Raw genomic sequence first — 11,163 nt, 5'->3', positions numbered from 1 at the left:
TAATGTATAGAAAAAATCCGTTAGAACAAACAAGTTCTAACGGATTTTCTATTTTAAGTATCTAGTTTTTTCCCAGACATTTTCTATTTTAAGTATCTAGTTTTTTCCCAGACACTTTTTAGTCTTCGTTTTCAGTAATAATCAATGATTCAGCTAATAATACTTCGTTGTAGAGTTTAAGAATATAAGTGCGATAGCGAGCATCCTTTTGACCAATCATTTCTAAAAATTCTCGTTCAATGGTAAAAGCTCGCATGAAGGCTAGGCGTTGTAAGTATATTTCTTCATCAGAAAGATTAGGTTGATCAATTGTTCTAATGATAGCGTGCATAATTTGTCGCGTATTAATGGCCTGCTTTTGTGTCATCAACGTAAATATTACTTGTCTCTTGACTCTTCGAGGTAGATACATTCGATGAATTGTGAAAATAGCTTTTTTAACCATTTCGTTTCGAATTTTGTCAACTTTAATTAATGCATCTTGATTATCAATTTTATGTTCCAACATAAATGGAAAAATTATAGTTGGGATAATCATACTTAATAAAATTAAAACAGCTTCTGAAATCATGACTAAGTTGTAATTATCCTGACCTAAAAATTTTGATGATAAAGTCAATGCTAAAGCCAGAGTGACAGCACCGTGCACGCCGCCAAAAGAGAAGATAGATGCCTCTTGTTTGGAAAAGTGCATAAATAAACGACTATAAAGATAACGAATTAATAAATTAGCCAAGTAAATAATAATACCTACGGTAATCCAACGCCACACATCAGAATTAAAAATTCGAGTTCGTCCAATTCTTACTAGCATTAATCCTAGGATAACAAAAACCATACTATTAAAAATTTCAGAAATTAAACCTTCTAAATCTCTTCCCATGTGAACTTGTCTAGAATTTAACAACACAGAGTACTGTGCTTCGGCATTATGCATTAAACCTGCTACCACAACAGCAATAATTCCTGAAACACCGACATGTTCAGAAATAGCATAGATGACTATCGGAGTTAGAATATAGATTAAATTTTGCGCATTTAGAGAATTAAACTTGGATCTAACTAGGATTTGTCGAATGATAATAATAATTACAGCGATGATAGCACCTACGGCAGCGCCTCCGACTGAAGATATAAGGAAATCCCTAATAGTTTGTCCATAGTTAACATGACCGTTTTCAAACCAAAGGACTGCCATGTTTAATAAAATAATACCGGATGCATCGTTAAACAGTGATTCTGATTTTAAAGCTGCCGCAATTTTACGTGGTACTTTAAGATTATTAGTAACTGATTCAGTAGCAGTGGCATCTGTTGGAGCGCTGATACTACTGATAATAAAGGACATCGCAATCCCCACACCAGTAATCCAGTGAATACTGAATCCGGCAGTAATTACAGCTAATAGCACCATTAACACTGTAATACCAATAATAGCTTTTAAACTACGACGAATATTATGGACACGTGTTTTTTGTCCTTCGAAGAAAAGCAAGGGTGCAATAATTAATTCCATAAAAATTTCGGTATCAAAAGCAGCGACATGGTGATTTAGAATGGGAATTAACCCAATCACGACCCCGACAAACATACTGATATAATTAACAGAAATTCGGTCAATTGCCTGAGCAATAATGATACTAATTGCTGCAGCCATGACCAGAGTAAAGGTTGAAGTCATTAGTTCCATTTTTTATAATCCCCTTAAAACTTGTGACAATGGTTTTTTCATTGTTTCCATAGTAGCATAATTATAATTAGTGCAAAAAAGGGGAGGAATTATTTGCAATCAAATAAAAAAATAATAGCTAGTATTATTATTTTGCTAATCGGAATAATACTAACAAGTTGGACATATTTTTCAACAAGTTTGGCAACGAGGCCAATTGCCCAAATTACCAGTAGATACATTAAGGATGAACTGGTTAATAAAACTGAAGATACATATAAAAATGAAGATGAAGTGCGTCAACAATCTATGAAGATAAAAGTACTTTCTGGTAAAAACAAAGGAAAGACTTATAAGGTAGTCAATACGTATGCTCCTTCACAAGCTGTAACTTATAAATATCGTCCTGGGCAACGAGTGATTGTTGCTTTTATTAAGCATAAAGCTAAAGTTATGAGTCCAAAGCGGGACTGGGTATTAATTCTAGGTTTTTCTATAATGTTGAGCTTATTGGTTTTATTGGCTGGAAAACATACCATATTATTAATGGCATCATTAATTTTGAATGCAATAATTTTTTATTTTGTCATTAAATTAGATATTGTTGAAAATGGGACAAAGACATTTTTAATTTATGGTTCGGCTATCATTTTATTTGCTTTATTTTCTCTACTTTTGGCACAAGGTTTCAATAAAAAAATGTTAGTCACACTGATTTCAACCCTATTGGGAGTTTTTATTTCTTTTGGAATATGTTATTTAGTTATGAAATTTACCCATGAATCAGGTATTAAATATGAAGCAGTGGACTATGCAACACAAGATCCTCGTTCTTTATTTTTAGCTCAAACATTATTAGGAGTATTAGGGGCTGTGATGGATGAAGCAACAGACATTGTCTCTAGTCTGTATGCTTTGTGCAAACATAAGACGAACTTAACTATTAAAGAATTAATTATTAGCGGTCGAACAATGGGGCAAGAAATTATGGGCCCATTAATTAATGTATTAGTTTTAATTTTTATGGCCGAAGCTTTACCGATGACGATATTATATTTGCGTGATAATAATACTTTAACTTATACTTTTCAATTTGCTTTATCACTTGGTGTTATTCAAAGTTTAATTTCTGCCGTGGGAATCGTCTTAACAGTTATTTTTTCAACACTGTGTAGTATGATATTTTTGAAAAAGAGGGTGGCTAGATGACCACTTTGACTGCATTATTAATTTTATTATTTATTCTAATGGTTGCTGTTGGTGGAAAGACCGGAATAAAGAGTTATTTAAGCGTGATTATCAATGCGTGTTTAATTATTTTAGTAGCACTTCTTATCTCGTGGGGAGTAAGTATTTTTTGGGTAGGAATCATTTTTATTCCACTTAAACTACTAACAATTATTTATTTAGGGACACATGATTATCTTGTGGCTAAAAATTCATTTTTTGTAGCATTATTGGTAAGTCTAATAGTTATTATAATGATTGTTATCTTTGAAAACTTTGCTCAGACTGGTGGTTTTGGAGACCAAGCTAGTGAAGAATTAGTTGGTTTATCATTAAATGTGGGTATTAGTTTTCCTCAAATTTCGATTGTTGTGGCAATCTTTTCCGCCCTTGGTGCAATTGCTGAAGCAAGTGTAGCGATGAGTGCCGGCTTATTAGAACTAAAACGGCATGATCCTCATATTGATCGAGTGCACTTATTACATAATGGTAATCAAGTTGGTGGGGATATTTTAGGTACAGCGCTTAATACTATTTTATTTGGAATGTTCGGTAGTTTTTTGCCACTTTTTATTTGGTATATGAGATTAAACTATTCACTTTTTGAGATTTTAAATGATAAGCTTTTTATAGATGAAAGTATGATTATTATTTATTCATTTATTGGAGTGTTATTAACCATTCCCTTAACAACATGGTTTTTAGCTTATACTTTGACTAAAGATAGCAAGGAGTAGTTTATGGAAATTCAACATTTGGAGTTAACTAATTTTAATAATTTGAAGTTTAAGGTAGATTATTACCAATTACAAAAAGATCCTCAATTATTGGTACAAAAACGTCCATTAATGGTAATTTTTCCGGGAGGTTATTTTACTCACTTATCATTGCGTGAAGGTGAACCGATTGCTTTAGCTTATGCAACATATGGTTTTGATTGCGCAATTGTGTCATACAATTTAGTTAACGATCCTCAACCAATTTATCCTGATGCTGCACTTAGTGGATTAACCACCATAAAGTATTTTAGAGATAATAGTGACCAGTTAGGAATTGATCCAGATAAAATTGTTACGATTGGTTTTTCAGCAGGTGGACATGTTGCAAGTTCAGTAAATGTAATGGCAGAAAGTGAAAATTGGCAAAAAGAATTTGGTTTTAAGCATGATGAAGTTGCACCAAATGCCACAATTCTGGGATATCCATTAATTGATATTACTAAGATAGGTGTAAAGATTTCTCCTGCAGAAATGACTAAGTTACCAAAATCACCAGAACTTTTAAACACTTCTAAGGGTGTAACTGAGCAAACACCACCAACATTTATTTTTCAAACAGATGATGATCCCGTAGTATTTATTGACAATTCAATTGAATATTTAACTGCTTTAAGAAAAAAGAATGTACCATTTGAGGCACATTTATTTGATAAAGGGATGCATGGTTATTCTCTAGGTTTACCTGACTTAGAGAGTAAAGATAAGCCATGGCAGGTAAATCCTCATGTGGCACATTGGTTTAACTTAAGTATTGAATGGTTAGAACATTTAAAAATTGCCGCATGACAAAAAAATCCACCAATTTTATAATTGGTGGATTTTTTATTGATAAGTTAGTCTTTAGCTACAAAGAATAAAATTTCTTTAGCTGATGCAAGACCATCAGTAGAAAGTAAAACTCTTAGCTTAATTGATTTAGCCATTACATCCCGCATACCAATAACTTTATTTTTGGCATCATTTGGCCAATTGTATTCTTTACTATAATCGCTATAATTTTCACCATCTTTTGAAATAGCGACTTGAGCTCTTAGAATGTGTCCCTTGTGATCACGTGAACGAGGTACATAAACCATACGACTTAATTTATAAATATGGTCGAAGCTAAAAGTTAATTCAAGATATTTATCATCAGTTATTTTTTCTTGAGTTAACCATTCACTTCCTAAGCGTAAATCAACTAAGTTGGAAAGTGGCCATTTAGGATTTTCTTTTAGTGTACTTTCCACTTTAACATTTTTAATTGCATAATCCATTTGATCATGCTTAGTTTTTGTGCCAAAGTATTCTGACCAGTCAGAAACTTTGTTACCAAATTTATTTCTGATTCTAAAGCGATAACGAGTATTAGGTTGTAATTCATGGAAGGTAAAAGTATTGCCATCAATATTAGTATGAACTAATCCATTGACTTCAATATCAGCTGTTACATTTCTTTGAGCAAAAGCAGGAGGATTAGTCCAAGTTACAGTAATACTCCGTGAAGTTAAGCGTTCAGTTAAAATAGCTGCGCTACGTGGTGAACTCATTGCAGAATCGATAATTGCGTGACGTTCAACTTGACCAGCATAGCTAAAGTTTTCAATTCTGATTTTATATTCATTTTGAGATATATCTTTTGAATCAATTTTAATTTGAATAGCTGGTTGTAGTTGACCGGTGAATTGACCAAATTCTTTACATGGCATGAAGTCTTGCTTAAAGAAATAACCAGATTCTGCTTTTTCAAAGCTCTTTTCATCCCGGTATTCTACTAATTCCATTGGTTCGTCGTCCATCTTTAAAGTTACACGACCTGGATAGCGGTCAGCCATAATATTAAGGCGGGTAGTTTGGTGCAAGTTAAGCCCCTCATAATTCCCTTCAGTTGGATGAACAGTAACTTCTAAGTTTGCACCATCTAATGAACTTTCAACCTTGGTTGTAGCAAATTGGCCTTTTTCATATTGATTAGTGGTACCGTCATCATCGTATAAGATATTAGAGCTTTGGCCTTGAGGGAAAATATCCATACTACGCAGGTTCTTTTGAATAATTGCACCTCCACGAACAAAGACAGGTAAATGCCAAAGTGGATAGTGGAATTTGTCGTAGAAACGTCCACCAAGTAACTTTTTACCTGTAAATAAATCAATCCAAACGGTACGGTGGTTAGGCAAATAAAGATTATCTTTGATGGAATTACCATTGCTATCTTCACGACCATTTGTAATCGGAGCAATTAAGAAATTATCTCCAAGCATAAACTCATGTTTAATTTGATCAGTATAGTTAATACGTTCATGAGGAAAAGCAATGAAAAGTGGTCGAATTACAGGATTACCTGTTTGAGCTTCTTTGGTTAAAGCGTACATGTAAGGAAGAATTTGTTCTCTTAATTTTAGATAAGCTTTGTTAATGCGGGTCATTTTAGCATTAAATGCGAATGGAGTTTTTTGAATAGAGCCAAAATTGTCTATATTAAATAAAAGTGGCGTAAAAACTTTCCATTGTAAGTCACGAACGCTAACTTGGGCATTACCACCGCTGTATTCCCCATCAATTGCGCCACCAACATTTGGCTGACCAGAAAGTGACATTCCTAAGAAGCTGTCAACTTGGTTAGCAACTTCTTCCCATTCACCACCAACACCGCCAATTGCTGTAGTAGCTAAAGTTTGAATAGCGCTCCAACCGTTACCAGCCATTACCCATGGACGACCATTGGCATTTTTTTGTACTAAATCATTGCTTACTGTAGCGATATTTTTCAAAAGTTGACCATTACCTTCTGTAGCGCGTTCTTTTTTGGCAACAACTAAATTGGCTGGTGCATTAACTGGTAAAGCATTGTAGTAACCAACAGTGATACCTTTCTTTTCAGCAAATTCATCAAAACTTTCTACTGACTCAGTGCTTAAAGGAGTAGTACCTTTAAAGTTAGGGACAATCCACTTCAGATTAATATCATTCTTTTCATAACGTTCAATCATTGCACGAGCGGAGAATTGATATTTTTCTTCTCCGTTTAAAGATGAATGGGCAATAATTTCATCTTTTTCAGTTGTTTGCATATAGGTATTGCCATCTTCAAATTTGATGGAGCTCAATTCCTGCGCCTTAGCCTGAGTCCAAGCAGTTTCGGTAAAGTTACCTAAATACCCTAACTGTAAAGCATATTTAGGCAAGAAGAGAGGAGTACCAGTGAGTGTGTAGTATTGTTTAATTAAGTCAGCTGGTGTGTTTCCAATCATATAAAATGTATCGAAAATAGGGCTTTGGTGGCTGATAGTGGCTGCTTCGCCATTTTCAGCTCCAAAGTTGTAAACTCCATCTTCCCAAGTGTTACGTAGTTCCGCAAATCCGGCATTAGACCAGAAGAAACTTTCAGGAACCGCTACTCCGTCGCGCCCAGTGAGATTAGTATTTTCTATTTCAATAATATGTCCTTTATGGCTAAAGTGACCATTTTGCATACCACCACCATAATAAAACTCATTTTTATTTTGATATAGAGTTTCAGTGGTTGAGCTTGGTCCGATTTGAAGAGGACTTTTTTCCATTAAACGATAGCGATGTAAATTGTCGTCAAAAATACTAAAAAGTGCAGGATTTTTCTGTAAACGAAGTGAGTAGTGAGCACTTTTGATGGTAAAGGTTTCATCAGTGACAAGTAATTGAGATTCTTCAAAGGGTCTCAAACTAAAATCATTGATTGGAATCGTCAAGGCTGGATCTAATGGTGCAAATTCTTGACTTGGATCCAAGATTAAACGAAAAATTCCTTCGGATACGATATATAAGCGAGCTTTTTCACCCGCTGCAAATTGTAATTCATAAAAACGTGTGCCCTTGGCGACATTGACCAAGCGACTAATTTGGTGTTCTTGTTGATTATTTAATTCAGACATATAAAAACTTCTCTATAAATATAAAATTATTTTTTAAATTATTATTTGTCTTTTATTATAGCGAAAAAATTACGACAATGCTTTTTTTCGATTGACATTAAGTAAAGAAATCGCTATTATTTAATTAAAAATATGGTCTATACCAAATGCTAGAAAGAAGAATTATATGGCCTACTATATTCATGCGGGGAAGTTTTTCCTAGAAAATCGAACAGAAATTGGTGGATATCTTGAAGTACAAGATAATGGTAAATTTGGTTTTTATTATCCGGAAAATGAAAAGCCAAAGCATGGCGAAATTCGTGAATATGGAGATAAATGGATAGCACCAGGGTATGTGGACACGCATATTCATGGAAGTCTACGAGAAGATGTCATGAAAAGTGATTGGGAAGGAATCAATAAGATTTCTGAAGGTTTACTTAGTGCAGGGGTCACTAGTTGGCTCCCTACTACTATTACGGCTAGTGATGACACTTTAACTAAAATTTGTCAGATGTTTGCTAAACATAAGGGACAAGAAACGGGTGCTAAAATTCAAGGCATTCACTTTGAAGGTCCTTTTTTCACTCCAGAACATGCTGGTGCAGAAAATCCAAAATATATGATTGATCCATCTATTTCAAAATTAAAAAAATGGCGTGAAGCTTCTGATAATATGTTAATCAAAATATCTATGGCTCCTGAAAGAAAAGGCGCAAAAGAGTTTGTTAGGGCGGCTGTGAGAGAAGGGGTCGTAGTTGCACTTGGTCATTCAGCTTCTGACTTTGAAGATGCGATTGCTTGTGTTGAAGCTGGTGCAACAATGTTTTGCCATACTTATAATGGAATGGATCCCTTATCACAGCATGCACCGAGTGTAGTTGGGGCGGCCTATTCCTCCCGTTTAACGACTGACGAATTAATTTGCGATGGTCATCATGTTCAGGAGCCAGCAGTTCGTGCTTTAGTTAACGCACGTGGGCCTGAACATATTGCCCTGATCACTGATTGTATGGAAGCTGGAATGATGCCAGATGGTGACTATATGCTTGGTGAATTACCTGTTTATGTAAAAGATGGTATGGCACGTTTAAAAGATGGCGATAATCTAGCAGGTAGTATTTTACAATTAAAAGATGCTGTTGAGAATATTGTTGATTGGAATGTAGTAACTCCGGAAGATGCTGTAATGATGGCAACTTATGTTCCAGCAAAAAGTAGTAATATTTTAGATAATTGTGGTTCTATTAAACCAGATAAACCAGCTGATTTTATTGTTTTAAACTCCGATATGACTCTAGTTGAAACATACTTAGATGGGATATCTCGTTATCAAGCTTAGAAAAAAAGGAACTTCTGCAGAAGTCCCTTTTTTTATTTGTTTAGTAAACTGCACCATCGTAAAAATTAAAACGTGGTTGGTTAAAGTTAAAGTCTTTTAATTCACTCATTTTAATGATGTTGTCAGCTACTCCCCAACTCATTAGGTTGATAGATTCACCATAAAGTTCATCAGGAATAACTAGTAAGATATACTTACCTTGGCCCATTGCATAGCCAAGTTCCATCCCAAGACCAACATCTTCTTCCTTAGGAACATAAACCCCAAGCATGATGTCACTAGTTCTAATACCAATTAAATCGCCGTTGAAAGTTGCTTGTGCCCATTCTTTGTCGTGTAAGTATTCTGGGTGTTCATCAACACGAATGTTCTTGTATTGGTTTTGAAGTGGGACATAACTATTTTCTAAATCAATAGTTGGATTGGCTTCTAGAGCAGCCATTGCATCTTTGTAAGCCTTGTTTTGAGTGTCAGAAAACCAACCAGCGCCAAAGTAAACTGTCTTTTGTTTAGTCATGAATGAAAATTCTCCTTTTTGTAAATCAATAGACCTTACTTGTACTACCTTACCAGAAAAAAAGATTATCTCTAGACTTGACTATTATAATTTGTCACTTCAATTTTACTTACGCTTTGGCTTATAATAATTAAGTATAGTAAAATATTCAAAATTAATACGAGGGAGCAGTTGAAAATGGCTTCAGAAGACCTTTTTAGAAGAGATGCTGTTTTTGTTACAGATAAAACAGATCGCAATGAAATATTTAAAGACGTATATCAAAATTTATTAGATATGGATTTAGTAAAAGGCGACTTTATTGATAATCTTATTGAACGTGAAGAAAAATATCCTACTGGTATTTTAACTCGACCACTTCATCACGACTTACCAAATGTTGCCATTCCTCATACTGAAGGTAAGTTTGTCAATACTCATTTAATTGTACCGGTTGCCTTAAAAGAACCAGTATCTTTTAATAATATGGTTAATCCAACCGAACAATTACAGGTAAAGTTTCTATTTATGATTTTGAATGATGATCCAGATTTACATGCGAATATTTTATCGAGAATTATGGACTTTTTAGCTAGCAGTTCACCAGATGATTTAAATGAACTGTTTAATTCAACTTCACCTGCAATTATCTATCAGATGTTAGAAGAAAATTTTAAGTAATGAAAAAAGAAATTCGTTTATTAACTGCTTGTGGTGCAGGTGAGACAGCATCAGCTGCTATCAAATCGGCAGTAGAGAAATACTTTAGTGATGCTGATCAAGATGTTATAGTGGACATTTGTAAGCTAAGTGAGGTTACAAAGGAAAAAGTGGCAGATTATGATGGGTATCTAACTGTGGGTAAGGTACCATTTAAAAGTGCTACACCATTCATAGAATGTTCAGGAATTTTATATCGTGTGCCGTCTTTAGCTAGGCCGGTTTTAGAAAGAGTTGCTGATTTAATAAAAAATATAAGTTTAACTCAAAAATAAAAAGTTGCCATATGGCAACTTTTTATTTTATTGTTTATCATCTTGGAAATCTGGACTAGAGAATGAGAGTGAGAAATGATCAATTCTTCTGAACGCTAGTGTGTAATAAAGTACTTCATCAGTACCTTTAAGTTTAATAGTTTTGGCTTGACGGACGATTGGATAATTAGCAGGTAATAGTAAGGTATCGCTAACATGTTCGTTAGATTGAACAATAGTAATATCTTCTTTAAAAGGTTCGTCGTATAAGAAAATATTAAAGTCTTGTTGTACTTTGATAAAGATGCTCTTAAAGTTGTCCTTATCATCTAGCCATTCTTCTCGAACATATTTTTCAGGAAGGTAGGTATAATAGTTGACATATGGTTGGTCTTTTATAAAACGAACCCGCTCAATCAAGTAATAGGATTGATCTTCTCTTAGATTAAGGGCTTTTAAATATTTTTCATCATTGCCTTTAGTAACCTTAATTACGTCCATTCTTTCTTCGTTAGCTGGATTATCATTGGCATCACTTTCTTTAAGGCCAAAGGCGTTTTTTTCGTCAATAGTTACTAAACTATCATTAACTGAATTGGAGACATAAGTTCCTTTTCCTTGATAACGAACTAAGTAGCCGTCCATCACTAATTCTTTAACAGCCCGAATCACAGTGATTGAAGAAACGTTAAATTTATCTTTTAACTCTGCCTCGCTGTAGAAACGATCACCATAATTAAATTTTCCGGATAGTATTTCATCTTTAAGTTGATTTTGAATTTCTAAATATTTTGGTTGAGCCAT

At 34.1% G+C, this 11,163-nt stretch carries 10 protein-coding genes; 6 read left to right on the top strand and 4 right to left on the bottom strand.

Annotated elements, in window-relative coordinates:
- Positions 1-118: 118 nt before the first annotated feature.
- Positions 119-1,690, bottom strand: a complete 1,572-nt coding sequence (locus HDR40_RS08995) for a sodium:proton antiporter (RefSeq protein WP_290628349.1) — start codon at positions 1,688-1,690, stop codon at positions 119-121.
- 93 nt (positions 1,691-1,783) lie between these two features.
- Between HDR40_RS08995 and HDR40_RS08990 the strand changes: the two genes are divergently transcribed.
- The 3 genes from HDR40_RS08990 to HDR40_RS08980 are packed head-to-tail and all read left to right on the top strand — an operon-like array spanning position 1,784 to position 4,461.
- Positions 1,784-2,878: a YibE/F family protein gene (locus tag HDR40_RS08990; RefSeq protein WP_290628347.1), complete on the top strand. Its 1,095-nt coding sequence runs from the start codon at positions 1,784-1,786 to the stop codon at positions 2,876-2,878.
- Positions 2,875-3,633 (top strand): YibE/F family protein, encoded by a 759-nt coding sequence (locus HDR40_RS08985; protein WP_290628345.1) that lies wholly within the window; start codon positions 2,875-2,877, stop codon positions 3,631-3,633. Before HDR40_RS08990 ends, HDR40_RS08985 begins: the two co-directional genes overlap by 4 nt.
- 3 nt (positions 3,634-3,636) lie before the next feature.
- Positions 3,637-4,461, top strand: coding sequence for an alpha/beta hydrolase (locus HDR40_RS08980; RefSeq protein WP_290628343.1), 825 nt, complete (start codon positions 3,637-3,639; stop codon positions 4,459-4,461).
- Positions 4,462-4,508: 47 nt separating this feature from the next.
- Here HDR40_RS08980 and HDR40_RS08975 read toward each other — a convergent pair whose 3' ends face one another.
- Positions 4,509-7,565 carry a DUF5110 domain-containing protein gene (locus HDR40_RS08975; RefSeq protein WP_290628341.1) on the bottom strand — a complete coding sequence of 1,019 codons (3,057 nt, stop codon included), beginning with the start codon at positions 7,563-7,565 and terminating at the stop codon, positions 4,509-4,511.
- A gap of 166 nt (positions 7,566-7,731) precedes the next feature.
- Here HDR40_RS08975 and nagA point away from each other — a divergent pair, with 166 nt between their 5' ends.
- The gene (gene nagA / locus HDR40_RS08970; protein WP_290628339.1) at positions 7,732-8,889 is read left to right on the top strand and encodes an N-acetylglucosamine-6-phosphate deacetylase; all 1,158 of its coding nucleotides are present in this window, start codon (positions 7,732-7,734) and stop codon (positions 8,887-8,889) included.
- Positions 8,890-8,929: 40 nt separating this feature from the next.
- On the opposite strand, the gene HDR40_RS08965 is transcribed toward nagA, so the two are convergent.
- Positions 8,930-9,406: a nucleoside 2-deoxyribosyltransferase gene (locus tag HDR40_RS08965; RefSeq protein WP_290628337.1), complete on the bottom strand. Its 477-nt coding sequence runs from the start codon at positions 9,404-9,406 to the stop codon at positions 8,930-8,932.
- A 177-nt stretch (positions 9,407-9,583) separates the two neighbouring features.
- Here HDR40_RS08965 and HDR40_RS08960 point away from each other — a divergent pair, with 177 nt between their 5' ends.
- Entirely contained in the window at positions 9,584-10,066 is a 483-nt protein-coding gene (locus HDR40_RS08960) for a PTS sugar transporter subunit IIA (RefSeq protein WP_290628335.1), read from the top strand.
- Complete coding sequence (locus tag HDR40_RS08955; protein WP_290628333.1) at positions 10,066-10,380, top strand: hypothetical protein; 315 nt, start codon at positions 10,066-10,068, stop codon at positions 10,378-10,380. Before HDR40_RS08960 ends, HDR40_RS08955 begins: the two co-directional genes overlap by 1 nt.
- 27 nt (positions 10,381-10,407) lie before the next feature.
- Here the strand turns inward: HDR40_RS08955 and HDR40_RS08950 are convergent, their stop codons facing one another.
- Positions 10,408-11,163: a GntR family transcriptional regulator gene (locus HDR40_RS08950; RefSeq protein WP_290628331.1), complete on the bottom strand. Its 756-nt coding sequence runs from the start codon at positions 11,161-11,163 to the stop codon at positions 10,408-10,410.

The organism is Lactobacillus sp. (genome assembly GCF_014803895.1).
The sequence above is the reverse complement of the archived record's forward strand: the minus strand, read 5'-3'. Positions and strand labels throughout refer to the sequence as shown.

Excerpts from the sequence above, each read along its gene's own strand:
- HDR40_RS08995 (WP_290628349.1), bottom strand. The coding sequence starts at position 1,690 with ATGGAACTAATGACTTCAACCTTTACTCTGGTCATGGCTGCAGCAATT.
- HDR40_RS08985 (WP_290628345.1), top strand. The coding sequence starts at position 2,875 with ATGACCACTTTGACTGCATTATTAATTTTATTATTTATTCTAATGGTT.
- HDR40_RS08980 (WP_290628343.1), top strand. The coding sequence starts at position 3,637 with ATGGAAATTCAACATTTGGAGTTAACTAATTTTAATAATTTGAAGTTT.
- HDR40_RS08975 (WP_290628341.1), bottom strand. The coding sequence starts at position 7,565 with ATGTCTGAATTAAATAATCAACAAGAACACCAAATTAGTCGCTTGGTC.
- nagA (WP_290628339.1), top strand. The coding sequence starts at position 7,732 with ATGGCCTACTATATTCATGCGGGGAAGTTTTTCCTAGAAAATCGAACA.
- HDR40_RS08965 (WP_290628337.1), bottom strand. The coding sequence starts at position 9,406 with ATGACTAAACAAAAGACAGTTTACTTTGGCGCTGGTTGGTTTTCTGAC.
- HDR40_RS08960 (WP_290628335.1), top strand. The coding sequence starts at position 9,584 with ATGGCTTCAGAAGACCTTTTTAGAAGAGATGCTGTTTTTGTTACAGAT.
- HDR40_RS08955 (WP_290628333.1), top strand. The coding sequence starts at position 10,066 with ATGAAAAAAGAAATTCGTTTATTAACTGCTTGTGGTGCAGGTGAGACA.
- HDR40_RS08950 (WP_290628331.1), bottom strand. The coding sequence starts at position 11,163 with ATGGCTCAACCAAAATATTTAGAAATTCAAAATCAACTTAAAGATGAA.